Genomic DNA, 25,260 nt, shown 5'->3' with positions numbered 1-25,260 from the left:
CTTCGTCACTTCATCACGTCACCTCATCACGTCGATCCACAAGCAAGGACATCATTTTGAGCGGCACAGCACTCGTAGTGGGAACTGGAGAGTCCCCCTACACACGGCACGCCCCGCCAGGGACCACCACCGGATCGGTCATCGCCGACGCTGTCCTGCGCGCACTCGCGGACGCAGGTCTGTCCATCCGTGACGTAGACGGTTTCGGAGTCTCGAGCTTCACCCTCGGGCCCGATCATGCTGTCGACCTCGCTTGGCGAATGGGTCTTCGCCTGACGTGGTTGATGCAGGACACCAATGGGGGTGCGAGTGCAGGCGGAATGCTCCAACACGCCGTACGTGCGATCGAAGCGGCTGACGCCTCCGTCGTCGTTCTTGCTGCGGGTGACGTGATGGACAAGGCAGCGCACGAACGGCTCGTTGCCACGTACAACCGGGCGACCGAAGAACATCTGGCACCACTACCGATGTCGGGACCCAACGCACTGTTCGCGCTGCAGACGACACGTCAGATGCAGACCTTGGGTCTCGAGCGAGTGGACTACGGAAGGATCGCCACAACACAACGGACCTGGGCTAGCGCCAATCCTGGTGCTGTATATCGCGACCCGTTGACTCTCGACGAGTACCTGAACGCCCCGATGGTCGCCGGCCCCCTCGGACGATACGACTGCGTGCCTCCGGTGACGGGTGCAGATGCGGTCGTGGTCGTTGCCGAACACTGCGCCGCGAAGGGAGGGCCCCGCGCTCGTGTCCTGGCCGTTACCGCGTCGTACAACAGCGATGACCAGCTCGGCGACGGACTGGTTACAGGTCTCGCCTCTGTCGGACCACGAGCGTGGGATCTCGCCGGCGTGGAGCCGAACGATGCGGATGTGGTGAGCGTCTATGACGACTATCCCTCCATGGTCGTCGCCCAACTCGCAGATCTGGGGTTCCTGGCCCCGGACGAGGACGCGAGCAAGTTCATCGCCGAGCGAATCGCGACCCGCGATCTTCCCGTGAACACCTCCGGCGGTCAGCTCTCCGCCGGCCAGGCCGGGTCCGCCGGAGGCATGCACGGGCTCGTCGAAGTCGCGCGCCAACTTCACGGACGGGCACCGGGTCGGCAGGTCGGCGCCCGAATCGGTGTCGTCAGCGGCTACGGCATGGTGCTGTACAGGCACGGATCCTGTGCCAATGTGGCGATTCTGGAGGCGGCATGAGCATCATCGTTCAGTCCTGCCGGAACTGCGGCGAACACTATTTCCCGTATCGCCTCGTCTGTCCCGCATGTGGGAAAGCGAGTTTCACCGACGTCGAGATCGATTCCGGCACCGTCGAGGATGTGGTCCGGACCGCCGCCGATGTGGCCATCGGCACCGTACGGTGCGGGCCACGCCTGTGCGTCATCGCCCGATTGACGCCGACCGACCTCCGTCCGGGCGCGGTGGTGGCACTGAACCACACGATCACCGACGGTGCCGATCCGGCCGGTTTCGTGCCGGCCCGTACCCCCGGTCTGCAGCGAAAGGAAACCTACATCCAGTGAACAGCAATCGATTTCCCGACGACCTGAGCCCGACCGACATGACGTTGCCGGGCATGTTGAGCCTTCGAGCACGATTGACCCCACACGCTCCTACCCTCATCTTCGGTGAGACCCGCCGTACTGCAGCGGAGATGCGCGAAGCAGTGGCCCGAACCGGGCACATGCTGCACAGTCACGGCGTGCACCGAGGGGATCGCGTGGCGCTGATGTCCTCGAACCGAATCGAGTTGCTCGACCTCATACTCGGCTGCGCATGGATCGGGGCCGTGGCCGTCCCGATCAATACGGCGGCGCGCGGCACCCAACTCCATCAGGTCCTCAGCAACTCCCAGGCACGTCTGCTGGTCATCGAATCCGCGCTCATCGAGCATGTGCAGGCCATCGCGCCGCTGGAGGATCTGACCGACGTCTGGCTGATCGACTCCCGCCCAGGTCACGACGATCTCCCATGGCGGACCCTATCGTTGCCCACAGCTACGGAACAGATCGATCCGATTCGCCCCGAACTCGGCGATCCGGCGGTGATTCTGTACACCTCCGGCACCACGGGTGTCTCCAAGGGCGTCGTCTGCCCTCATGCCCAGTTCTACTGGTGGGGCCGCAATGTCACCGCTCAGCTCGGCATCACATCCGAGGACACTCTCTACACCTGTCTCCCCCTCTTCCACACCAACGCACTCAATGCGTTCAGCCAGGCGCTGGTGGCAGGCGCATGCTACGCCGTGGGCCCCCGCTTCTCGGCCTCCCGGTTCTGGGTCGATGCAGCGCAGAACAACGCCACGTTCACCTACCTGTTGGGTGCGATGGTGAGCATCCTCTGCAGCAAGCCCGAAAGCTCCGCCGATCGAGCACACAATGTCCGCGCCGCTCTCTCCCCCGCCACGCCGGCAAAGCTGCTCACCGCTTTCCGAGAGCGTTTCGGAGTGACCCTGATCGACGGATACGGCTCTACCGAAACCAACGCGATCATCTCCTCGTCCCGCACCGAGCAGAGGGCCGGGTACATGGGACGGATCCAGCCCGGCTTCGTCGCCCGAGTCGTCGACGAGCACGGTCTGGAAGTCGAACCCGGAACTCCAGGGGAGCTGCTTCTTCGCAGCGAACAACCGTTCGCCTTCGCATCGGGGTACTTCCGAATGCCCGAAGCTACGGTGGAAGCCTGGCAAGACCTGTGGTTCCACACCGGTGATCGCGTGGCGATCGACGCCGACGGCTGGGTTCGCTTCGTCGATCGGATCAAGGACGTCATTCGTCGACGAGGCGAGAACATTTCGTCGGTCGAGGTGGAGCAGGCACTGCGCCTCCATCCGAACATCGACGACGCTGCTGTCTTCGCCGTCGAGTCGGAACTCGGCGAGGACGAGGTGATGGCCGCTGTAGTGGTCGAACCGGGCGTGAGACTCGACTTCGAGGAAGTCACTGCGTTCTGCGAGCCCCGCCTGGCCTACTTTGCCATCCCCCGATTCTTCTCCGTCCACCAGGCGCTCCCGCTCACGGAGAACGGGAAGGTGAACAAGAACGTTCTTCGCAAACTCGGAGCCGGCGCCGCCGCCTGGGACCGAGAATCCGCCCGTATTCGTGTCAGCGCGCCCTGACGGTCACTCGTCCACATCAGTGTCTCAGCATGTCCACATCATTCGCAGGGGGTAATCGAGTGCTCGAGTACAAGAACTACATCGGCGGTCGATTCGTGGATGGGACAGGGGCGTTCGCTGCTATCGACCCGGCCACCGGACAACCCGCAGCCTGGGTACACGAGGCCGATGTGCGCCTCGCCGACCGTGCTGTGGACGAGGCGCACGACATGTTCGACCGAGCATGGGGTCGAATCGACAGCGTCGAGCGGTGCGGAATCCTATACGCTGTCGCCGCAGCTATCGAAGATCGTTCCGATGCCCTGGTCGCGGCGGAGGTCACGGATACCGGACAACCGTCGAGCCATGTAGCCGAGTTCGACATCGTCCACGCCGCCGCACAGTTTCGTGCCTGTGCCGACGCACTCGCCACTTCGACTTCGCACGGTACGCCCGGCCGCCGTCCTGCGATCTACCAGATCCGCAAACCTCTGGGTGTGGTCGGGGTGTTTCCCTCGTGGCGTCTACCACTCCTGTCCCTGGCCTCCGGCCTCGCTCCCGTTCTCGCCGCGGGAAACACCGCTGTCGTGAAACCCGCGGTCGATACACCGGGGACCGCGACGTTGCTGGCCGGAATTGCCACCGATGCCGGTCTGCCGGCCGGCGTCTACAACGTCGTGCACGGGTTCGATACAGGGGCGGCATCGGAACGGTTGTCCAAACATCACAGAGTACGCAGCATCCTGCAGGAGGAAGGACGACGGCTGCGACACCGGTCGGCGTCAGGAACACCGGAGCGGGTCACATGCGTCGCGATCGTATGCGCGGATGCCGACATCGCTGCCGCGGCCCGGAGCATCGCGAGATCGATTGCGTTCAAGTCCGGCCAGTCCGATGCAAGCGTCGATCGCGTGTATATCGACCGGTCCGTGTACGACGAGATGTGCAGTCGCCTGACGGAGACCCTCGACAGCCAACGTGCCGGGGTGGACTTCGGACCGCTCATCTCGCGACCACACTACGAAGCAGTGGTTCACGCTTTCGATCGCACAGCAACATCCGGATCGAAACGCATCACGGAACACGAGCCGACCGACGTACCCCGCGCCCTGCGTGACGGCTTCTGGATTCGGCCGACTCTCTGGGCGGCGGACAATCTGCCCCGAGCGCGAGCGTTCCAGCGCATCGACGGGCCTACCGCGATCCTCGCACCGTTCGACGACGAACGTGAACTGAATCGGCGCGCCTTATGCGGAGAAGGTCGTCTCTGGACCTCGATATGGACAAGCGATCCCGAGCGGAGTCACGACCTCGCCCGAACGATCGACGCCGACACCGTCTGGGTCGACTCGTGGTTCGTCGACCACCCCTATCCTGCAGAACCTCCGGGAAAGACACACGACACGTATGACCCCGGAGATCCGGCAACGCGAATGAATTCGCACACCCACCTCACCAGAATCTTCTCCTTACCACCGGACTGACCGTCCGATCGTCGGAACACCAGGGCTTCTTCCCTATTCGGCGAAAGAGAAAGGAAGTCACCATGTCAGCACACGCCCCCGTACGTATTCTGTATCAGAGCTACACGGACCCGGCCCTCCACCAGCCGTATCTATCTCGGCTGACCGACTACCTTGCCGGGATCGCCGCACCGGGTGTCTCGTTCGAGGTCCGCGGAATCAGCCCCGCAGACACTCAGCTGGGACGTCTGAGTGAGCTACGGTGCAGTGTCCAGTCCATCGCCGGCATCGTCGAAGCGGAACGGGAGGGGTTCGACGCGGTACTCGTCGGGCACTTCCAGGACGCTGGCCTGTTCGAGGCACGGACCGCCGTCGACATCCCGGTCGTCGGACACGGCGAAGCCAGCATGCATCAAGCATGCATGCTCGGTGGGCGGGTCGGGATCGTCTCCATCGACCCCGTCTACCTCCCGTGGCATCACGAACAGATCCGTCGGTACGGACTCGAATCGAGAGTTGTCGACGTCCGATGCATGCAGATAACCCCCGACGAGGCGGTAGCTGCATACGATGATCCGGCCGGATACGAAGCAATCAAGGGGACTGTCTGAATAACGGTGGATCCGGGTTGGCCTGACACGCCGAGCAGCGAGCTTGGCGGGAAGGATCGACCGTGACGGAAACACTGGAGCCCATGGCGGACGAGGTGAACCAGCTGGAGTTGGCGCAGCAGCTGCTGGCCCAGGCCAAAGAGCAGGGCATCGAGCTGATGGGCCCGAACGGACTGCTCGGGCAGTTGACGAAGAACGTGCTCGAAACCGCACTGGATGCGGAGATGACCGAGCACCTCGGCTACGAGAAGAACGACCCGGCCGGTCGCGGCAGCGGCAACTCCCGCAACGGCACCAGATCGAAGACGGTGCTCACCGAGATCGGCCCGGTCGAGATCGACGTCCCGCGGGACACCGACTCGAGCTTCGAACCGAAGATCGTGCGCAAACGGCAACGGCGGCTGACCGGCATCGACGAGATCGTGCTCTCGCTCAGCGCCAAAGGATTGACCACCGGCGAGATCTCGGCACACTTTCAGGATATCTACGGAGCGTCGGTGTCGAAGGACACCATCTCCCGGATCACCGACAAGGTGCTCGAGGAGATGACCGAGTGGCAGAACCGGCCCCTCGATCGGGTGTATCCGGTGGTGTTCATCGACGCCATCCACGTCAAGATCCGCGACGGTCAGGTCACCAACCGACCGATCTACGTCGCGATCGGGGTGACCGTCAACGGTGAACGCGACATCCTGGGGTTGTGGGCCGGCGACGGCGGGGAAGGCGCGAAGTTCTGGCTGGCGGTGCTCACCGAGATCAAAAACCGCGGAGTGGCCGATGTGTGCATCGTCGTCTGCGACGGGTTGAAAGGCTTGCCGGAGGCGATCAACACCGTGTGGGAACTCGCAGTGGTGCAAACTTGCGTTATCCACTTGATCCGCAACACTTTTCGATTCGCACCACGCCAGCATTGGGACGAGATGTCCCGCGATCTCAAACCGATCTATACCGCTCCGACCGAGGCCGCGGCCAAGGAACGGTTCGTCGAGTTCGCCACCAAGTGGGGACCGAAGTATCCGGCGATCGTCCGGCTCTGGGAGAACGCGTGGAGCGAGTTCGTGCCGTTCCTCGACTACGACGTCGAGATCCGGCGGGTGATCTGCTCGACGAACGCGATCGAGTCGATCAATGCCCGCTACCGGCGTGCGATCCGCGCCCGTGGGCATTTCCCGACCGAGCAGGCCGCGCTGAAGTGTCTCTATCTTGCGACGCGGGCGCTGGACCCCACCGGTCGGGGTAGGGCACGATGGGCGATGAGGTGGAAGCCTGCCCTCAATGCCTTCGCGATCACTTTCGAAGGACGCATCAACTAACCGATGCCAGGCCGGATCCACCGTTTATCGGACACTCCCCAATCAAGAAGATGTTCCTCGACGCGGCACAGGCCATGGTCCGTGAGAGCGGCGTCGAAGTAGTGATGTCCGCAGGAGGGTTGTTCGCGTTGCTGAGCGCCACCGACACCGACCTGCAGTTGGACGGCGCCATGATTGCCAATCCCACCTACCTCGCCGTGCGACAGGCAGAGCTCGCGGTCAGCGTTGCGCGGGCAACCGGCATGCCCGTCTCGCGTGGAGGCACATTCGCCCGAGCCACTCCACGTGCAGTGGAAGAACTTCTCACTCTGATCGGAAGGAACTGAAGTGACCGTGATGGAATACACCGCAGAGGCAACCGCAGACGGCAACGGCCGAAACGGCCGTGTCGCTTCGAACGACGGACTGGTCGACGTCGCTCTCGGCATCCCTGTCGAACTGGGAGGTGCCGGCGGCGGATCCAATCCCGAACAACTCTTCGCCGCCGGATACGCCGGTTGTTTCCTGTCGGCATTGTCGTCCGTTGCGCGCGCGCACAAGGTGCGGCTCACCGACCCCACGGTGACCGCGCGAGTCACGATCGCGGATCACGGTGAGGGGTTCGGCCTTTCGGTCGAACTCGTGGTGAACATGCCCGGAGTCGACGAGGACGTTGCACGCACCGTGGTCGAGGGCGCACATCAGAAGTGCCCGTATTCCAAGGCAGTTCGGAACAACGTCGATGTCGCACTGACGCTTAAGTAGTGCACTCGATGCGAGCCGCTCTGCTCCACCGCTACGGGCAGTCCCCACGGATCGAGCAGACCGAAGTCCCTCACCCAGTAGCGAACGAATCTCTGGTCGAAGTGGCAGCCGCCGCGGTCGGCCACCTGGATGTGACCATCGCGTCGGGCCGATTCTCGGTTCCACCCCGACTCCCCCACATCGGGGGGACCGACGCAGTCGGGACCATCGTCGAATCCGATCGATTCGAACCGGGAGTACGCGTGTTGGTCCGTGGCGGGGGGGTGGGTGTCAACCGGCCCGGATGCTGGGCCGAGTACGTAGCAGCCCCTGATACCGCACTCATGGAGTTGCCCCGGTCGCTCCCTCCAGCCGCAGCAGCCACTTTCCTATCCCCTTCCACGTCCGGCTACCTCGCGGTCACGGGTGTCGCTCGGATAACTCCCGGTGAACGAGTGCTCGTCACCGGAGCGTCGGGTGCCGTGGGCGCCGCCGCCGGCCAGTTCGCCCTCCATGCCGGCGCGGCGAGTGTCACCGGACTCGTCTCGACGCACGCCAAGGCCAGAACTCTGCCCCAGGGAGTCGAGCCGCTCGTGTCGTCTCCGGATGTCCTGGATCGCCTTGCATCGAAACCGACGTTCGACGTACTCATAGATACTGTGGGCGGACAACAACTCGCGAGCCTGCTCGGGGGCGTCGTGCCGGGAGGTCGGGCAGTCCTGATCGGCTACACACGCGGTGAAGCCGTTTGCCTCGATCTGCCCAACTTCCTCCTGCACGACGTGGCGCTACTTCCCTTGAACATGATGCGGCGACGAGAGGAACAAGCGTCGCTCGTCCCGATGATGTGTGACCTGATCACCTCGGGCCGACTGGTGCTTCCCGTGCACGAGTTCGCTCTGCACGAACTACCCTCTGCTCTCGATGCACTGAGGAACGGGCACGTCACCGGTCGCGCTGCCGTAGTCCTCTGAAGCACGCAACTTCTTTCCGGTGACAGGTCAACCGTTGTCCAGGAACCGATTTCGAGATGAACCGGGCCGACGACACAAGCGCATCCGAGCCCTCGGGACCGATTTGCAGTGACGACGCCTCCTCGTCGTGTCGGAGTGCCCGGTCGATGGCATCGGTCCGACCCGGGATGTCCTCGTGCGGTGCGACTTCTGCACTCGGCCAACGGATCGGTCGCGTCGTCGACAAAGAGCAAAGGCTGCGACCCCTCTCCATTGCTATTACAAGATGGGCATAGCAATCACGTGATTGGCATTTGTCCGTAATCGTTCGAGAACTGAGGATTGAAGCATGAAACCCATCCATGACGGTTGGATTCGCAATTTCGTCGACGGCGAGTTCGTCGAACCCGATTCCCGACGCGGGTTCGATCAGATCGACCCCTCGACAGGCCGGATCGTCGCCCGAGTCCACGAGGCAGACCGCCCTCTCGTCGACCGTGCGGTCACCGCGGCGCGCCGCGCCCTGGATCGCGGCTGGGCCGACACTCCCGTGCGAGAGCGCACCGCGCTCCTACGTCGGGTCGCCGATCGGATCGAAGAACGGTTCGACGAGTTCGTCGCCGCCGAAATATCCGATACCGGAAAGCCTCTCACCCAGGCCCGGGAACTGGACGTCACTCGGGCGATCGTGAATTTCCGCACCTTCGCCGACATCGTCGCAGCCGCCGGCCAGGAGTCCTTCCTCACCGATTTTGCAGGCGGAAGACAAGCCCTCAATTACGCTGTCCGCAAGCCACTCGGCGTCGTGGCCGTAATCGTGCCGTGGAATCTCCCACTGCTCCTGCTGACGTGGAAGGTCGCACCCGCACTCGCATGCGGAAATGCGATCGTGGTCAAACCGAGCGAGGAAACACCCTCGACGGCAACACTTCTCGCCGAGGTGCTTGCCGAAGCCGGCCTGCCCGCCGGTGCCTACAACGTCGTGCACGGCTTCGGCGCCGACTCGGCGGGTGAGTATCTGACCACCCATCCGGGCATCGACGGTGTCACCTTCACCGGATCGTCTGCGACCGGTGCCCACGTGATGAAAACGGTCGCACCCCGAGTTCGTCCGGTCTCGTTCGAACTCGGCGGAAAGAACGCCGCAATCGTATTCGACGATGTGAACATCGACGAAGCAGTGACCGGGCTGGCAAAGTCGATCTTCACCAATACCGGTCAGGTATGTCTGTGCACCGAGAGGGTGTACGTCCAACGGGCAATCTTCGACGACATTGCGGCCGGACTCGCCGAACGCGCCGAGAGTCTTCGACTCGGCGACCCCAACGATCCGAACACGACGACCGGTCCGCTGATCTCCCAGGGGCACCGGGACAAGATCCTCGGGTATCTCCGGCTCGCCGAGGAATCCGGAGCGAAGGTACTGACCGGGGGCGGCATTCCCGAGCTCGGACCGGACCTCGACGGCGGATCCTGGATCGAACCGACACTGTGGACCGGGCTGACGAACACCGACCGCGTACTCCGAGAAGAGATTTTCGGTCCCGTGGCAGCACTCGTACCGTTCGACACCGAAGACGAAGCGATCGCACTCGCGAACGATACGGAATACGGGCTCGCATCAGCCGTGTGGACGAACGACCTCCGTCGAGGCCACCGCGTCGCCCAGAAGATGCACGTGGGCATCTCGTGGGTCAACACCTGGTTCACCCGCGAACTTCGATCTCCGTTCGGCGGGATGGGACTCTCGGGGATCGGACGAGAGGGGGGTGAGTCCTCACTCCACTTCTATTCCGAACCGACCAATATCTGCGTGCAACTGTGACCGAGAATCATCGATGAAGGACAACCACATGAACATGGCCACGGACACTGTCACAGAGCTGGCCGCCCGCCTGGACTCGGCTGAGCAGGACCGGATCGAAACGAACAGCTTGGCAGACGACATCGACATCGACGTCGACGCCGCCTACGCAATCCAGGAAGAACTCGTCGCCCGCCGATGTGCACGGGGAGAGAATCTGGTCGGGGTCAAACTCGGCTTCACCAGCCGAGCGAAGATGGCCCAGATGGGCGTATCGGAGGTCATCGTCGGGCGACTCACGGACGCCATGGAGGTCGCCGACGGCGAGAGCGTAGACCTCTCGCGCTTCATCCACCCGAAGATCGAACCCGAGATCGCGTACCGCATCTCCGCCGATATCGACTTCGACGGACCTGTGCCGGATATTGCCGCATACGTAGATGCTGTCGCTCCCGCGATGGAGATCATCGATTCACGCTATCGGGATTTCCGTTTCACCTACACCGACGTGGTGGCGGACAACACCTCCGCAGCAGCTTATGTCATCGGCCGGTGGCGTCCGCTGCAGGATGTCAGCAATCGCGCTGTCCGCCTCTCCACGTCCGGCACCGTCGTGGAAGGCTCGACGAACGCTGTCCTCGACGACCCGGCCAATGCCGTCCGCGAGTTGTTGGAAATCGCACGACGTCGGCGGATTCCGTTGCGCGCCGGGTATGTGGTGCTGGCCGGAGCCGCAACTACGGCAACACCGCTGACGACAGGCAGCGTCGAATGTGAAGTGGAAGGTTTGGGAACCGTGAGCCTGAGGGGAATCGCATGACCGGGAACGCACGAGTGATCGAGGGGCTCGCCACACCTCGGGGTAGATTCCCCCACGTCAAGGTCGCCGGCGATTTCGTTTACGTCTCCGGCACCAGTTCTCGTCGGCCCGACAACACTTTCATAGGTGTGGAGGTAGACGAGATGGGCACGACACGCCTTGATATCCGCGCCCAGACGCGCGCGGTCATCAGCAATATCCAGGCAATTCTCGCGGAGGTCGGGGCCGAGCTCACAGACCTCGTCCAGGTCACCACCTACCTCGTGTCGATGAACGACTTCGGCGGATACAACGAGGTTTACGCCGAAATGCTCGACGAAGGAGGCCCGACACGGACGACCGTGGCAGTGCACCAGCTGCCCCATCCGCACCTGCTCATCGAGATGCAAGCAGTAGCCCACCTACCTGGCGCCCGTCACCACTGAACCGAAAGAGAACGCCATGACAACCATTCCGCCCGTCATCGACTTCCACAAGTGGATCGCCGACAACCGGCACCTCCTCGCTCCGCCGGTGAACAACCAGACCATGGCTCTCGGGGACGACTTCATCGTGCAGGTCATCGGTGGCCCCAACCAGCGCACCGACTACCACGTGGATCCATACGAGGAGTGGTTCTTCCAGATCGAAGGCGATATCCACGTCAATGTCATGACCGAGGAGGGCACTCGCGCGGTGCACATCCGCGAGGGCGAATCCTGGCTGCTCCCCGGAAACATCCCCCATTCGCCTCAGCGTCCCACCGAAGGCATCGGACTCGTAATCGAGCGTGTACGGCGCGAAGGAACACTCGAGAAGTTTCAGTGGTACTGCCTCGAGTGCGATGCTCTCATCCACGAAGTCGAACTGCAGGTACGTGACATCGTTGCGGACCTGCCGCCCGTCTTCGTCGATTTCTACAACGACGAGACCGCGCGGACCTGCAGTACCTGCGGCGCACTGCATCCCGGAAAGGGATGACATGAGCGACATCATCGACGTACACACCCATTACGTTCCGAAGGGGTGGCCCGACCTGAGTGCCGACGCCGGGGTCGACGCACCGTGGCTTCGGGTCGAAAGCGAATCCGACGCAATCATCATGATGGGTACGCGTGAGTTCCGCCGTATCCAGTCCGATGCGTGGGATTACGAAGTGCGACTGCGTGACATGGATGCGGACGGTGTCCGGGCACAGGTCGTCTCCCCCACCCCCGCTTTCTTCAATTACGGACGTACGCCCGAAGAAGCCGAGCGGATCGCGCGCATCTTCAACGACCTGGCTCTCACGATCGTCGAACCGGCACCGGATCGGCTCGTTCCGTTCTGCCAAGTCCCCCTGCAGGACACGGATGCCGCATGCCGCGAACTGGAACGGTGTGTCGAAAATGGGCACCGCGGCGTCGAGATCGGTAATCACGTCGGTGATCGCGATCTCGACAGCGAAGGGATCGTGACCTTCCTGCAGCACTGCGCCTCGCTGTCGGTTCCGGTGTTCGTGCATCCGTGGGACATGGCAAGCTCACCACGCTTGGACCGGTGGATGGCTCAGTGGCTCGCAGGAATGCCGGCCGAGACCCACTTGTCGATTCTCTCGCTCATTCTGGGCGGAGGATTCGACCGGATCGACGAGAGTCTGCGAATCGCGTTCGCTCATGGCGGTGGGTCCTTCGCATTCTGGCTCGGTCGCGTCGACAACGCGTGGCACCGCCGCCACGACATCATCGGCACGTCGGCCGAACCACCCTCCCGATATGTGGACCGGTTCTACGTCGATTCCGTCGTATTCGACGAGCGCGCCCTTCGACTCCTCGTCGATACGATGGGTTCCGAACGGGTGCTCGTCGGTAGCGACTATCCGTATCCCCTCGGCGAGCGACCGGTGGGAAGCGTGGTTCGAAAGAGTGAGTTCCTGACGCCCGAGGCCCGCGCCATGATCGAGCACGAGAATGCAATGCGGTTCCTCGGGCTGAGTTGAGTCGGGTTGTCGAAAGCGATGGGAAAACGCCTGTCGCACGGGAGTCTCGACGGACACGCCTGGGACTGGCAGAGTCGGGCGCTCTGCCGGTTCTACGGCGCGGAGATGTTCTTTTCACCCGAAGTCGAAACCCGAGGTGCACGAGCGCGTCGGGAGCAGCTGGCATGCAGTATCTGCATGAGCTGCAGTGTTCGTGGAGAGTGCGGCGATTATGCGCTCGCCGCCGGAGAAACACACGGCATCTGGGGCGCCATGACGGAGCACGCTCGCCGAAGAGCGGTGCGCCGGTCGACCGGACGTGACACGCACAGCCCACACCGGTCCGGCTTCTGCCCACCGCGCAACGGTTCGTCGTAGCGCGGTGGGCCCGCTTCTTCGGCGGTGACGCCGAACACCGTCGTCACCTGGGTAATACGTTCGTCAGGTCTGTCTCAGGTCAATCGTCCGCTCACGCGCAGACGGGCGATGCCGCCGTCGGGATAGACGTCGAGCCGCACGAACTCCACCGGCGTCGGCGAATCGACGCGGAAACGATGCCGGCAGTCCGGCAGCAGTGCGGTCCGCGGCACGAGTTCGGCCCAGGACGATTCGTCGGACATCGCGTCCCCGCTGGGGATTCCGCTCAGGCGCGCCGCTCCCGGTGCGTTGCCGACGAAATAGGAGGTGTCGATCTCGACGTGGTCGACGCAGCCCGGCCCGGCGAGACGGATCACCACGTAGTCGTTGCCGTCGTCGCGGCGCCGGGCGTTCTCCCAGCCCTCCCCCATGTGCCGCGAGCGACCGAGGCCGATGATGTTGCGCGGCGACGAATAGAAACGGTTCGAGCACGCGACGACGTCGCCACCGTTCTCGAGGGCTGCGAGATCGATCGTGCCCGTGAGGAAGGCCGGGTCCGGGCGCGCATGTCCGTGCACCCGGAAGCGGGCCACACCGCCGTCGGGAAAGATGTTCAGGCGCAGGTGCGTCCAGCGCCGATCGTCGTCCACCGCGAAGGCGTTCGCGGTGTCGCCCTTCAGGGCCACGCGCTCGAGGACCGGTTCCCACGGCGCGTCCAGCAACTCCTGATCGGTCGGGTAGCCGACGAGGTCCACCCCGTCGACGGACGCGAAGGGCGGGTAGTTGCCCGTGAACCAGGCGGTGTCGATCACGACGCCCTCGACGACACCGGGAACGCCGAGCCGGACCACCGCGAAGTCGTGCCCGGGTTCGCGGCGACGCCGGGTCTCCCACCCGTCGTACACCTTTCCCTTGTGCCCGAACTCGGACGGATCGAAATCGGGTGCACCCGGCGAGATCAGGTTCTCGCGACTCGCGAAGAACTCGTCGTTCGCGAACACGACGGCCCCGCCCAGCGATCGCGCGGCGAGATCGGGTAGTTGCAGGAAATCTGCTTCGGTCAACGGTTTTCCTTTCGGGAGAGCAACGCACCACGCGGTGCGGGGTCGGTGGCGCCGAGGGTGACGGTGAGCGGTTCACCGGCGAGCCAGGTCTGCCGCACGACCCCGGCCAGCGCGCGTTCGGCGTAGGGCGTCACGGCGTTGCGGTGGTGCAGCCGCTCCGGGAAGACGACGAAGGCGTCGTCGGGCGCGAAGACACACAGATCGGCACTGTTGCCCACGGCGATCGCACCGCGGTCGGCCAGGCCAACGAGGTCGGCGGTGCGGCCGGCCATCCAGCGCACCACGTCGACGAGTGTGTGCCCGCGCTTGCGCGCCTCCGACCACACGATGGGCAGTCCGAGTTGCAGCGACGAGATTCCGCCCCATGCCTCACCGAAGTCGCCGGTGACGAACTTCTTCAGTTCCGGCAGACACGGCGAGTGATCGGAGACGATGCAGTCGAGTGTGCCGTCGGCCAGGCCGCGCCACAGCGCTTCCCGGTTGCGGGCCTCACGGATCGGCGGACAGCACTTGAAATGTGTGGAGCCGTCGAGGATCTCCTCGCTGAACAGCGACAGGTAGTGCGGGCAGGTCTCCGCGGTGACGGGCAGGCCCTCGGCCTTCGCTGCGGCGACGAGCGGAAGGCTTCCCGCGTCCGACAGGTGCAGGATGTGCACGCGGCATCCGGTCTGTCGCGCGCCGTCGATGACCTGGGCGACAGCGCGGGACTCGGCGACCGGTGGTCGCGAGTACAGGAAGTCGTCGTAGCGGGGTCCGGCCGGCGGGTCCTGAGCGTCGAGGGTCGGCCCGTCCTCGGCGTGCACGATGAGCAGGCCACCGAAGCCGGCGATCACGCGCATCGCCTCGATCATCTGCTCGCGGTCCAGCGGCGGGTACTCGTCGAGACCCGAATACGCGAGGAAGCACTTGAAGCCGTACACCCCTGCGTCCCAGAGCGGTTCGAGATCGGCAAGATTGCCGGGGATCGCACCGCCCCAGAATCCGACGTCGACGGTGACCTGCTCGGCCGCGACCTTCTGCTTCACCTCGAGGGCCGCCACGTCGACGGTGGACGGAATGGAGTTGAGGGGCATGTCGACGATCGTCGTCACTCCCCCGGCCGCGGCGGCACGTGTCGCCGTCGCGAAGCCCTCCCATTCGGTGCGGCCGGGTTCGTTGACGTGGACGTGCGTGTCCACCAGGCCGGGGAGCAGCACCTCGTCGTCGGCGAGGACGATCTCCCGCGCATCGGCCGGAACGGCACCGTCGTATTCCTCGATCGCGACGATGCGGCCGTCGCGCACATGGACGGCGCAGCTGCCTTCCTCGTCCCCCACCACGGCACGTCGCGCGCGGATCACGGTGGTCATCGCGTCACCGTCGTCGGTCGACCCGCGAGCCGGGCCAGGTGGTCGAGATTCGTGCCGGTGCGATCGCATACTTCCTTCTCGGTGAGGGCTCCGCAGCTCGTTCCTCGCAGGAGAAAGGCGGCGAGAGCACGGGCGGTGGCGGGTTCGTCGAGATATCCCGACGACAGGGCCGGGTCGAGATAGGCCGCGACGCGTCCCGCGGCGGTGGACAGCGACCGGCGATAGAACGCGAAGGTCGCGGCGTAGCGGGTGGGCAACTGCGCCGGGTGCAGATCCCAGCCCTGGTAGAAACCGCGGCGCAGCGACCGGTCGATCAGGCGGGCGTGCAGTCCCCATGCCGCACGGATCTCGTCGCGGGTGCCGACGGGAAGGCGGTTGGTGGACCCGTCGGACAACCGCACCCCGGTGCCCGCTGCCGCGACCTGCATCGTGGCCTTGGCGTGGTCGGCGACGGGGTGGTCCATCGCCTGGTACTCCGCGGCGATGTCGCACGCGGCCGAGTAGTCGTAGGTGCCGTAGTGCAGTCCCGAACAGCGTCCGCGGGCCGCTCGGATCATCGTGGCGACGGCCGCGGTGCCGTCGGGTCCGCAGATCGCCTGTGGCGTCTCGATCTGGATCTCGAACCGCAGGGGTGCGGCGAGGGGGTAGGTGGCCTCGAGGTGTTCGCAGACCGTCACCATGGCGGCCACCTGTTCGGGCGCGGTGACCTTGGGCAGCGTCACGACGAATCCGTCGGGGAGAGCACACTTTCCGGTGAGTTCGGCGACGAAGGTGTCGAGCGTGCGGAGGCCGCGGCGCCGGGTGGCGGCCTCGAAGGACTTGAACCGGATGCCGACGAAGGGTGTCGCGGCGGGATCGGTCGCGAGTTCGGCGGCGGCGCGGGCGACGTGGGCGTCCTCGTCGGCGTCGCGTTCGTGCTCGGGAATGCCGGGGCGGGTGAACCCGTCCTCGAAGTCGATGCGCAGATCCTCGATCGGTTCGGTGCGCAGTTTGGCCTCCACGAGCGGGAGGACCGTCTCGGCCAGTTCGGGTTCGATGCCGGTGACCGCGGCGAGGTCCGCGGGTCCGTCGATGTGGGTGTCGAGGACGTCGAGCGCGTCGACTCCCCACCCCGCCACGATCCCGGCGTCGTAGCGGTCGGCCGGGACGTAGACGGTGTGCACCGGTTGGCGGGCACCGTCGGTCCCGGGATAGGTCGCGGCGTATGCCGCGTCGGTGTCCGCGAGCTGCGCGTCGAGCGCAGCCGCAAGCCTGTGCAATCCTGTCGGCACCCGAACTCCTGTCCTGTATCCACGGCTGTATACGTCGTGGTGCGCCGACGTTATCGGCGCCAGGTCATGTGTTCGGTTAACTGCGGTTACGGGCCCGTTACACATCTGCCGGGGCGGTGTTCGTCCTCGGCTGAACCCGGTCCGATGCCGCCGGATCGACGGCACAATGGTCGGCATGGAGCCGGAGCAGGGTCGCGTGATCGATTTCGCCACCGCCGCGAGGTCGGCGCGGACTCCCGTGCGGGGAGCCGACGGCACCGAGCCCCGGTTGCTCCGCCAGATCTACGGCGAGATCCTGCGCGACGAGCGTCGCGATCAGGACCGCAGCCTCGAGGACGTCGCCCGCACGGTCGGGATGTCGAAGCAGTACCTGTCGGAGGTCGAACGTGGCCGCAAGGAGGCCTCCTCCGAGATGCTGCGGTCCGTGTGCGATGCGCTGGAACTTCCGATGGAGCAACTGCTCGCGCGCGGGATCCGCCGGATGACCGCGCACCGCACACTCCGGACCACTGGTCACGCCGGCGTCGAGTTGTGCGCCGCGTGACGGTGCAACTACGTCACAGTGTGACCACGTGACGGTGCAACTACGTCACAGTGTGACCACGTGACGGTGCAACTACGTCACAGTGTGACCACGTGACGGGTCATCCGTCCCGATCGACGACGACGTGATCGGCCAGGCCGTAGGCCACCGCCTCCGTCGGTGAGAAGATCCGGTCCCGGTCGGTGTCGCGGCGCAGTCGGCCGATGTCGCGCCCGGTGTGCGCGGCCAGGATCTCCTCGGTCTGGGCCCGCACCCTCATCACCTCCGCCGCCTGCAGGGCCAGATCGGAGATGGTGCCCTGCCCCTGCGCCGACGGCTGATGCAGCAGCACCCGCGAATGTGCAAGCACGTGCCGGCGACCGGGGGCTCCGGCCGCGAGCAGCACGGCGGCCGCCGACGCGGCCTGTCCCATGCAATAGGTCGCGACCTTCGGACGCAGGAACTGCATGGTGTCGTAGATCGCGAGCATCGCGGTGGACGATCCACCGGGCGAATTGATGTAGAGACCGATCTCCCGGTCGGGAGATTCGGCCTCGAGATGCAGCATCTGGGCCATCACGACGTTGGCGACCCCGTCGTCGATCTCGGTGCCGAGGAAGACGATGCGTTCGTTGAGCAACCGGCTGAAGACGTCGAACGACCGCTCCCCCGCCGGTGTGCGTTCGATGACGTTGGGAATCGTGTAGGTACTCATCGTCCCAGTCCCATCTGCCGTCCCGCGGCGAACGGCGCCAGTTCGACGAGCGACCCGACGACCGTGTCGACGATGCCGTATTCGCGTGCCTGTTCGGCGGTGAACCATCGGTCGCGGTCGCTGTCGCGTTCGATCTCCTCGAGCGAATGCCCGGTGGCGTCCGAGAGGATCTGCTGCGACTGCAGTTTCATGTATTCGAGATTCTCGGCCTGGATCGCGATGTCGACGGCCGTCCCCGAGAATCCGGCCGAGGGTTGGTGCATCATGATCCGGCTGTGGGCAAGGCTCGCGCGTTTGCCCTTGGTGCCCGCCGCGAGCAGGACCTGCCCCATACTGGCGGCGAATCCCGCTGCCACGGTGACGATGTCGTTGGGAACGAGTTGCATCGTGTCGTAGATGGCGAGGCCGGCGAAGACGGATCCGCCGGGCGAGTTGATGTGCAGGACGATGTCGCGCCGGTCGTCGGCGGAGGCGAGCAGGACGAGTTCCGAGCAGACGCGCTCGGCCATCTCGTCGTCCACCTCTCCGGTCAGTCGCAGGATGCGCTGACGGAAGAGTCTGTCGGCCAGTTGGTCCCGGTACGAGAGTGGTTCGGTGGTCGTCATGCAGCCAGCCTGACCCCCGATGGGCGCGAACCGGCGGTTCGTCTGCTCACGGCAGACGGACCGGTCGTTCCGGCAGATCAGTCCCCCGCGGACCGGACGGCGCTGATCACCACCGCGACGAGGACCGCCAGTAGCAGGATCACGAGCAGGACCGGTCCGAGCAGCAGCACCAGCACGATCAGGACGGCCAGTCCGATCTTCGCCTTGGTGCTGAGTCCGGAGATCAGTCCGCCCAGCGCGGCGAGGGCCGGATTGCGGCCCTCCAGCGCGGCCCGGATGCCGGCGAGGACCGCCTGCAGTCCCACACCACCGCGGGTGACCTCACCCAGGAGCGAGTCCACCCATCCGCGGATCTTCCGGGTCAGTCTCGCCCCGAGTCCCCGGATCCCGTCCAGTGCGGTACGGACCCCGGTCCGCAGCGCATCCTTCAGCCTCTCGAGGAGCGATGGGGGCTTCGGCTGTGGCTGATCGGATCGTGTCCGCTCACGTGCGGGGCGGGTGGGTTTCCCGGCCCGGGCGTCGTTCGCCGGCGGACGTGGTCGTTGCCTCTCCTTCGGAGGTGCCGGCTTCGCACGAGAGCGGGGCGTGGCGTCCGAACGGGTCGATGTCCGAGTGGTCGATCGGGACGAGGTTCGGGTCGAGGTGCGCCGCGAGCCGGTTCCGGGGTCGCGATCCCGACGCCGCAACCCGGTATCGGAGTCGCGGGACCGACGCCGCGCGGTGGGCTCGGGCTCGCGAGGTCGACGGCTGCGCGTCCGCACAGGCTCGGCGGGAGCCTCCGTCCCCGTGGCCCTCGCGCGCGTCGCGGTCGGCCGCCGCGCCGGACGGGAGGTTCGGCGGGCTTCGTTCTGCCGAGCACTCATACCGCTCGCCTTCTCTCGTGGACGGGCACGGTGCCTCTCAGTGAACGCCGGATTCCGGGTCCGGTCAACGGCAGACGGAGCGTTCGGCCGGTACGGAAAAGGGGTGGACCCTGTTCAAGATCGGTAACGGCTCTTGGAAGAATGGGCATCGCCCTCGCAGCACACGGGGAGGTGTGCGCATCATCGTTCGCGATGGGGAGTGCGCGCGCGACGTAATCCGAAGGAGCACCGACAGACGTGACCGAGCAATTCAGTTTCGAAACACTCACGCCCACGGCATTTCTCGACCGTTCCGCCCGGGTCTTCCGTGACGACCTCGCAATGGTGGACGGCGACGTCCGTCGCACCTACGCCGAATTGCGCGATCGGTGCCTGCGACAGTCGGGCATGCTGCACGCTCTCGGTGTCGAACCCGGCGACCGTGTCGCAGTACTCGCGCCGAACACCTCGCTGATGCTCGAGGCGCACTACGGCGTGCTCTACGCGGGCGCCGTGCTCGTCTCGCTCAACACGCGCCTCACCGCACCGGAGCTGCGGTTCATCCTCGAGCACTCGGGCAGCCGGGTCCTGCTCGTCGAGGAGTCGCTGGCCGATCTGGCACGCGAGGCGACAGCCGATCTGCCGTCGATCACGGTCGTCGGCGACGACTACGAGGACAGGCTCGCCGCCGCCCGTCACCGGTACGTGCCGCTCGCCGACGAGCGCACCATGATCGCCCTGAACTACACGTCCGGCACGACGGGTGATCCGAAGGGCGTGATGTACCACGCGCGCGGCGCCTACCTGCAGGCCCTGGCGATGGTGGCGCATTTCGGGCTGGACAGCGGATCCACCTATCTGTGGACGCTGCCGATGTTCCACTGCAACGGCTGGACGTTCACCTGGGCCGTCACAGCCGCCGGTGGCACGCACGTGTGTCTGCCCAAGGTCGACCCCGAGCGGATCTGGGATCTCGTCCGCACCGAGAACGTCACGCACCTGTGCGGCGCGCCGACCGTCCTCGCGTCGCTGGTCGACGCCCCCAACGCGGGCGGCATCGATCACCGTGTCGTCGCCGCTATCGGTGGCGCACCGCCGGCACCCGCCCTCATCGAGCGGTGCACCGCGCTCGGACTCGACATCACCCACCTGTACGGGCTCACCGAGACGTACGGTCCGGCGGCGATCTGCGAGTGGCGTTCGGAGTGGGACGTCCTCCCCGAGGACGAGAAGGCACGGCTGCGCTCCCGGCAGGGCGTGGGCAACGTCGTGGCCGGCGAACTCCGCATCGTCGACCCGATGGGATCCGACGTTCCCGCCGACGGCGAGACGACCGGTGAGATCGCGCTGCGCGGCAACAACGTGATGCTCGGTTACTACAACAACCCGGACGCGACCGCCCGCGCCGTGCCGGACGGCTGGTTCCGCACCGGCGACATCGGCGTCATGCATCCGGACGGCTACATCGAGATCCGCGACCGCGCGAAGGACGTCATCATCTCCGGTGGCGAGAACATCTCGTCCGTCGAGGTCGAAGCGGCGCTCATCAGCCACCCGGCCGTTCTCGAGGCCGCCGTCGTCGCGGCGCCGAGCGAGAAGTGGGGCGAACGTCCCGTCGCCTACGTGGCACTGCGCAGCGGCGCGAGTACCGACGAAGCGGAACTGCGCGCGCATGTGCGTTCGCAGCTCGCCGGTTTCAAGGTTCCCGACAGCATCGTCTTCGGTGCCCTGCCGAAGACCGCCTCGGGCAAGATCCGCAAGGTCGAACTGCGCGAGCGTCTCTGAGCACCGGCCGGGGCGGTTCCCGAGGTCACCTCTCGTCGAGAACCGTCCCGGCCCGCTCGGGCAGCGTGAACGCCGCGAGCGCGGCGACGACGAACGATGCCGCGAACGCACCGAAGACGAGACCGTTGCCGCCGGCGCCCAGCAGCACCGGCACCAGCAGCGGCGCGATGATCGACGCGAGCCGCCCGAAGGCCGCCGCCGAACCGGTGCCGGCACCCCGCACCGGCGTGGGATACAGCTCGGGTCCGATCGCGTACAGGGCACCCCATGCGCCCAGGTTGAAGAACGACAGCGCCATGCCCGCCGCGACGATCGTTCCCGGAGTCTCGGCGAGCCCGAACAACCCCGCCGAGACGGCCGACCCGGCGAGGAAGACCCCCAGCGTCAGGCGGCGTCCCCACACCTCGATCAGCCACGCCGCGACGCCGTAGCCCGGTAGCTGAGCGAGCGTGATGAGCAACGTGTAGCCGAACGAGGTGACCAGGTCGAAGCCCTGCGCGACGAGCAGGCTCGGCAGCCAGATGAACGCGCCGTAGTACGAGAAGTTGATGCCGAACCACACGATCCACAGCGCCGCGGTGCGGCGGCGCAGGTTCGGCGCCCACACCGATCCGCGGGGTGCACGCTCGACTTCTGCGACGGACTGTTCGCTGTCGTTCGTATCGTCGCTGTCGTTCGTATCGTCGCTGTCGTCCGTATCGTCGCTGTCCTCCGGAACAGAGGTGACCCCGGCCGAGCGCTCGTAGTCCCGCACGATCGCCTCGGCTTCCGCGTGCCGTCCGCGACTTTCGAGATAGCGCACCGATTCGGGTAGGCCGAACCGCACGACGAGGGCGTAGGCGGCCGGGACGAGACCGACGGCGAGCGCCCACCGCCATCCGTTGTCGCTGGTAGGAACGACGAAATAGCCGATGAGAGCGGCCAGCAGCCAGCCGACCGCCCAGAACGCCTCGAGGGCGACGACCACGCGCCCTCGCACCTTGCGGGGCGCGAATTCACTGACCAGCGTCGACGCGACCGGCAGTTCTGCGCCGAGTCCGAGTCCGACGACGAACCGCAGGGCGATGAGCATCGCCACCGACGTCGACAGCGCCGCCGCACCGGTCGCGAGACCGTAGACGAGCAGCGTCGCGGCGAAGACCTGCCGGCGTCCGATGCGGTCGGCGAGCAGACCACCGAGGGACGCACCGATCGCCATGCCGACGAAGCCGATGGATCCGATCCACGAGAGCTGCGTCGACGACAGATCCCACTGCACCGCCAGGGCCGCCATGACGAACGAGATCAGCCCGACGTCCATGGCGTCGAGGGCCCAGCCCACGCCGGAGCCGGTCAGCAGGCGGCGATGTCTGCCGGTGAACGGCAGGTCGTCGAGCCGCTGGGTGCGAGTGGTCATGCACCGAAACGTACCGCAGCGCTCGGGCGCCGATCAGCCGCGTGCGGCGGCCTCGAGCGCCGACACGTCGATCCGGCGCATCTTCATCATCGCGGCGGTCACGCGCTTCGCGACCTCCGGATCGGGGTCGGCGAGCAGTTCGTTCAGCCGTTTCGGTACCACCTGCCACGACAGGCCGTACTTGTCCTTCAACCATCCGCACGCGGATTCCTCGCCGCCGTCGGCGGTCAGCGCGTACCAGTAGTGGTCGGCCTCCTCCTGATCGGCGCAGTCGATCTGGAAGGACACCGCTTCGGAGAACCGGAACTGCGGTCCTCCGTTGAGTCCGTAGAAGACCTGGCCGTCGAGGAAGAACTCGACCGTCATCGGGGTCCCCGGCGGAACCGGGATGTCGCCTCCGGTGGACTCCTCGGTGTAATGGGTGATCTCACCGATCTTGGAGTTGGGGAAGATGCCGATGTAGAAGTTCGCGGCCTCTTCGGCGTTCATGTCGAACCACAACCACGGGGTGATCCTGGGCATCGTGACTCCTCGTGTCGTCGAATGTGTTCCCCTGTCACGAAGGCAGACCTCGGTCGGCTCGCATACTCATCGCGGAGCAGGAGTGGGTATACGTCGTCCGTGACGAAGAAGACGCGCGATCGCAGGAAACCGGGGAGGCAACGGCACCGCCCACCGAGCACCGCGCCCGCACCGCCGGCGCGGTACTTCGAGGATCCGACGTTGCCGGCGGCCTGGCTCGTCGACATCGACGGAACGCTCGCGCACATGAGCGACCGGAGTCCCTTCCACTGGCACAGAGTGGGTGAGGACACCGTCTCCCCGGCGGTCGAGGCCGCGGTATGCGCGTTCGCCGCCGCACCCGACCGGGCCGCGATCGTGCTGCTCTCGGGACGCGACGGCGTGTGCCGGCCGGAGACCGAGGAGTGGCTCGCCCGGCACGACATCCCCTACGACGAGCTGTACATGCGTCCGGCCGGCGACAACCGGAAGGATTCGATCGTCAAGGCCGAGCTGTTCGACCGTCACATCCGGCACCGCTACCGCATCATCGCGGTGCTCGACGACCGTGATCAGGTGGTGCGCATGTGGCGTCGGATGGGACTCGTGTGTTTCCAGGTCGCAGAGGGCGATTTCTGACGGGAATCTGCACACGTCCGCTACTCGACCGGTGACTCAATCGCTTTGGGACACTTCGGTACTCAGCGCGGTCGGTGGAACGAAAGGCGCCCCGCCGAGATCGACGCGCCGGGCCCCGCACCCGACGCAGCGCACGTACAGTAATGGCCTTATGCATCTCAACCCTTACGGCGAGTATGCGGTCCTCCTCGCGGCGTCGCTGGCCGGCGACTGGCCCGACGATCGGGACGGCATCGTGGCCCGTACGCGCGAGGTGGGGATGACCATGGACTTCCCGACCGCGCCCGACGACCATCCACGCACCCGCGAGGTCATCGACGACTGGCTCGCCATCGTCGACGCGTCCGACCCCAGGGAACGTGCGCGCCTGCTCAACGCGCAGATGGCCACCGCAGCGGCCTATCCCCGGCTGACCGATCACGACGGCGAGGGGTGGCACCTGCACTACCGCGACGAGGTCCAACCGCTCCCCGACGTACTGCGCGCGGTAATCAGCGTCGGCACGGCACTGCACCTCACCACGCGCGGAATGCACCGCCTCCACCGGTGCGCCGCAGCGGACATTCCCACCAACCCGTGCTCGGCCGTGGTCGTCGACATCACCCGCAACGGTCGCCAGCGGTACTGCTCCGTGCGCTGCGCGAACCGCGCCGCTGTGCGCAGGCACCGAGCGCGGGCGGCCCAGCAGCGTCGACCCGCATAGCCCGAGTAGCACATCGCCACCGGCGACGGGACTGTCCCCCACGTTCCCCCGAACCCGACGGGTTGGGAAGCTGAACGGCAGACACCCGACCGATCCGGAGGCCCCGAGAACCATGGCTGCTCGTTCCACCACCCACCCGCCGAGGATCGACGCTCCGGACCTCGGTGTCCTCACCGACGCGGACGGCGACGAGCTGCTCGCGCACGGGATCTTCGAGAGCGTGCGCTACACCGACACGGACCTCACGGGCCGTGATCTGACGGGGATCGTCATGTCCGAATGTTCGCTCGTCACACCGATCGTCGCCGACAGCGACCTCACGAGCGCACGCCTGCGCGACGCCGTGGTCGAGCGCATGCAGGCACCGAATCTGTTCGCGCCGCGCAGCAGCCTGCACCGCGTGCACATCCGGGACAGCCGGATCGGTGCGCTGGACCTCTTCGACGCGGATCTGCGCAGTGTCACGATCGCGGATTCGAAACTCGGCCTGGTCAATCTGCGGGCCGCCACGGGACGCGACGTGCTCTTCCGCGGCTGCATCGTCGACGAACTGGATCTGGGCGGGGGCACCTTCACCCGCGTCGCCTTCGAGGACTGTTCCGTCGGCGTCCTCGACGTCGACCGCGCAACCCTCGACCAGGTCGATCTGCGCGGCCTGCGCATCGACACGATCCGCAACATGGACGGGATGAAGGGCGCGACGATCGACGCCCACCAGGCCGTAGCGCTGGCAGGACAGTTCGCCGCCCACCTGGGCCTGCGCATCGAGGACCTTCCCTGAG

At 65.8% G+C, this 25,260-nt stretch carries 28 protein-coding genes and 1 pseudogene; 21 read left to right on the top strand and 8 right to left on the bottom strand.

Annotation, left to right across the window (positions count from 1 at the left end; genetic code table 11):
• Positions 1-284 precede the first annotated feature (284 nt).
• The 16 genes and pseudogenes from CKW34_RS06255 to CKW34_RS06190 all read left to right on the top strand — a co-directional run bounded on the left by CKW34_RS06255 (position 285) and on the right by CKW34_RS06190 (position 13,106).
• Positions 285-1,205 carry a thiolase family protein gene (locus CKW34_RS06255; RefSeq protein WP_231921916.1) on the top strand — a complete coding sequence of 307 codons (921 nt, stop codon included), beginning with the start codon at positions 285-287 and terminating at the stop codon, positions 1,203-1,205.
• Positions 1,202-1,531 carry a zinc ribbon domain-containing protein gene (locus CKW34_RS24625; protein WP_059384837.1) on the top strand — a complete coding sequence of 110 codons (330 nt, stop codon included), beginning with the start codon at positions 1,202-1,204 and terminating at the stop codon, positions 1,529-1,531. The genes CKW34_RS06255 and CKW34_RS24625 overlap by 4 nt, the downstream gene beginning before the upstream one ends.
• 38 nt (positions 1,532-1,569) lie before the next feature.
• Complete coding sequence (locus CKW34_RS06250) at positions 1,570-3,126, top strand: ATP-dependent acyl-CoA ligase (RefSeq protein WP_059384838.1); 1,557 nt, start codon at positions 1,570-1,572, stop codon at positions 3,124-3,126.
• Positions 3,127-3,185: 59 nt separating this feature from the next.
• A complete protein-coding gene (locus CKW34_RS06245) occupies positions 3,186-4,589 on the top strand; it encodes an aldehyde dehydrogenase family protein (RefSeq protein WP_059384836.1) in 1,404 nt (467 codons plus the stop codon).
• A gap of 62 nt (positions 4,590-4,651) precedes the next feature.
• The gene (locus CKW34_RS06240) at positions 4,652-5,179 is read left to right on the top strand and encodes an aspartate/glutamate racemase family protein (protein ID WP_064059897.1); all 528 of its coding nucleotides are present in this window, start codon (positions 4,652-4,654) and stop codon (positions 5,177-5,179) included.
• Between the two features lie 83 nt (positions 5,180-5,262).
• Positions 5,263-6,492 (top strand): IS256 family transposase, encoded by a 1,230-nt coding sequence (locus CKW34_RS06235; protein ID WP_080968475.1) that lies wholly within the window; start codon positions 5,263-5,265, stop codon positions 6,490-6,492.
• 50 nt (positions 6,493-6,542) lie between these two features.
• Complete coding sequence (locus CKW34_RS06230; protein WP_095092008.1) at positions 6,543-6,818, top strand: hypothetical protein; 276 nt, start codon at positions 6,543-6,545, stop codon at positions 6,816-6,818.
• 10 nt (positions 6,819-6,828) lie between these two features.
• On the top strand, positions 6,829-7,236 hold the full coding sequence (locus CKW34_RS06225; protein WP_059381605.1) for an organic hydroperoxide resistance protein: 408 nt from the start codon (positions 6,829-6,831) through the stop codon (positions 7,234-7,236).
• An 8-nt stretch (positions 7,237-7,244) separates the two neighbouring features.
• Positions 7,245-7,511 (top strand): annotated as a pseudogene (locus CKW34_RS24835) (alcohol dehydrogenase catalytic domain-containing protein); the annotation flags it as partial.
• A 159-nt stretch (positions 7,512-7,670) separates the two neighbouring features.
• Complete coding sequence (locus tag CKW34_RS24620; protein WP_231921809.1) at positions 7,671-8,189, top strand: zinc-binding dehydrogenase; 519 nt, start codon at positions 7,671-7,673, stop codon at positions 8,187-8,189.
• A gap of 328 nt (positions 8,190-8,517) precedes the next feature.
• Positions 8,518-9,993, top strand: coding sequence for a 2-hydroxymuconic semialdehyde dehydrogenase (locus CKW34_RS06215; protein ID WP_059381515.1), 1,476 nt, complete (start codon positions 8,518-8,520; stop codon positions 9,991-9,993).
• A 28-nt stretch (positions 9,994-10,021) separates the two neighbouring features.
• Complete coding sequence (locus tag CKW34_RS06210) at positions 10,022-10,792, top strand: 2-keto-4-pentenoate hydratase (protein WP_197700697.1); 771 nt, start codon at positions 10,022-10,024, stop codon at positions 10,790-10,792.
• Complete coding sequence (locus CKW34_RS06205) at positions 10,789-11,217, top strand: RidA family protein (protein ID WP_059381517.1); 429 nt, start codon at positions 10,789-10,791, stop codon at positions 11,215-11,217. Before CKW34_RS06210 ends, CKW34_RS06205 begins: the two co-directional genes overlap by 4 nt.
• Positions 11,218-11,233: 16 nt before the next feature.
• Entirely contained in the window at positions 11,234-11,752 is a 519-nt protein-coding gene (locus tag CKW34_RS06200) for a 3-hydroxyanthranilate 3,4-dioxygenase (protein ID WP_059381518.1), read from the top strand.
• A gap of 1 nt (position 11,753) precedes the next feature.
• Positions 11,754-12,749, top strand: a complete 996-nt coding sequence (locus tag CKW34_RS06195) for an amidohydrolase family protein (protein WP_059381519.1) — start codon at positions 11,754-11,756, stop codon at positions 12,747-12,749.
• Positions 12,750-12,767: 18 nt separating this feature from the next.
• Positions 12,768-13,106, top strand: coding sequence for a WhiB family transcriptional regulator (locus CKW34_RS06190; protein WP_080968175.1), 339 nt, complete (start codon positions 12,768-12,770; stop codon positions 13,104-13,106).
• A 74-nt stretch (positions 13,107-13,180) separates the two neighbouring features.
• On the opposite strand, the gene alc is transcribed toward CKW34_RS06190, so the two are convergent.
• The 3 genes from alc to CKW34_RS06175 are packed head-to-tail and all read right to left on the bottom strand — an operon-like array spanning position 13,181 to position 16,769.
• Entirely contained in the window at positions 13,181-14,149 is a 969-nt protein-coding gene (alc, locus tag CKW34_RS06185) for an allantoicase (RefSeq protein ID WP_059381520.1), read from the bottom strand.
• On the bottom strand, positions 14,146-15,498 hold the full coding sequence (gene allB / locus CKW34_RS06180; protein WP_059381521.1) for an allantoinase AllB: 1,353 nt from the start codon (positions 15,496-15,498) through the stop codon (positions 14,146-14,148). The genes alc and allB overlap by 4 nt, the downstream gene beginning before the upstream one ends.
• Positions 15,495-16,769, bottom strand: a complete 1,275-nt coding sequence (locus CKW34_RS06175) for a DUF6986 family protein (RefSeq protein WP_059381522.1) — start codon at positions 16,767-16,769, stop codon at positions 15,495-15,497. The genes allB and CKW34_RS06175 overlap by 4 nt, the downstream gene beginning before the upstream one ends.
• A gap of 166 nt (positions 16,770-16,935) precedes the next feature.
• Between CKW34_RS06175 and CKW34_RS06170 the strand changes: the two genes are divergently transcribed.
• A complete protein-coding gene (locus CKW34_RS06170) occupies positions 16,936-17,313 on the top strand; it encodes a helix-turn-helix domain-containing protein (protein WP_016693873.1) in 378 nt (125 codons plus the stop codon).
• A gap of 100 nt (positions 17,314-17,413) precedes the next feature.
• On the opposite strand, the gene CKW34_RS06165 is transcribed toward CKW34_RS06170, so the two are convergent.
• From CKW34_RS06165 to CKW34_RS06155, 3 genes are all read right to left on the bottom strand, one after another.
• A complete protein-coding gene (locus CKW34_RS06165; protein WP_016693874.1) occupies positions 17,414-18,007 on the bottom strand; it encodes an ATP-dependent Clp protease proteolytic subunit in 594 nt (197 codons plus the stop codon).
• On the bottom strand, positions 18,004-18,612 hold the full coding sequence (locus tag CKW34_RS06160) for a ClpP family protease (RefSeq protein WP_059381523.1): 609 nt from the start codon (positions 18,610-18,612) through the stop codon (positions 18,004-18,006). The genes CKW34_RS06165 and CKW34_RS06160 overlap by 4 nt, the downstream gene beginning before the upstream one ends.
• A 77-nt stretch (positions 18,613-18,689) precedes the next feature.
• Entirely contained in the window at positions 18,690-18,953 is a 264-nt protein-coding gene (locus CKW34_RS06155) for a hypothetical protein (protein WP_231921808.1), read from the bottom strand.
• Between the two features lie 759 nt (positions 18,954-19,712).
• Between CKW34_RS06155 and CKW34_RS06150 the strand changes: the two genes are divergently transcribed.
• Positions 19,713-21,239, top strand: coding sequence for an AMP-binding protein (locus CKW34_RS06150; protein ID WP_059381524.1), 1,527 nt, complete (start codon positions 19,713-19,715; stop codon positions 21,237-21,239).
• Positions 21,240-21,264: 25 nt separating this feature from the next.
• On the opposite strand, the gene CKW34_RS06145 is transcribed toward CKW34_RS06150, so the two are convergent.
• A complete protein-coding gene (locus CKW34_RS06145; protein WP_059381525.1) occupies positions 21,265-22,635 on the bottom strand; it encodes an MFS transporter in 1,371 nt (456 codons plus the stop codon).
• A 33-nt stretch (positions 22,636-22,668) separates the two neighbouring features.
• The gene (locus CKW34_RS06140) at positions 22,669-23,157 is read right to left on the bottom strand and encodes a VOC family protein (protein ID WP_059381526.1); all 489 of its coding nucleotides are present in this window, start codon (positions 23,155-23,157) and stop codon (positions 22,669-22,671) included.
• 99 nt (positions 23,158-23,256) lie between these two features.
• Between CKW34_RS06140 and CKW34_RS06135 the strand changes: the two genes are divergently transcribed.
• From CKW34_RS06135 to CKW34_RS06125, 3 genes are all read left to right on the top strand, one after another.
• Positions 23,257-23,775, top strand: a complete 519-nt coding sequence (locus CKW34_RS06135; protein WP_059381527.1) for a phosphatase domain-containing protein — start codon at positions 23,257-23,259, stop codon at positions 23,773-23,775.
• 151 nt (positions 23,776-23,926) lie between these two features.
• Positions 23,927-24,478, top strand: coding sequence for a CGNR zinc finger domain-containing protein (locus CKW34_RS06130; RefSeq protein ID WP_059381528.1), 552 nt, complete (start codon positions 23,927-23,929; stop codon positions 24,476-24,478).
• A gap of 112 nt (positions 24,479-24,590) precedes the next feature.
• Entirely contained in the window at positions 24,591-25,259 is a 669-nt protein-coding gene (locus tag CKW34_RS06125) for a pentapeptide repeat-containing protein (protein WP_059381529.1), read from the top strand.
• Position 25,260: the final 1 nt, after the last annotated feature.

This window comes from Rhodococcus rhodochrous (assembly GCF_900187265.1).
GTDB classification, from domain to species: Bacteria; Actinomycetota; Actinomycetes; order Mycobacteriales; family Mycobacteriaceae; genus Rhodococcus; species Rhodococcus rhodochrous.
This window is presented reverse-complemented; position numbering and strand designations above follow the sequence as displayed.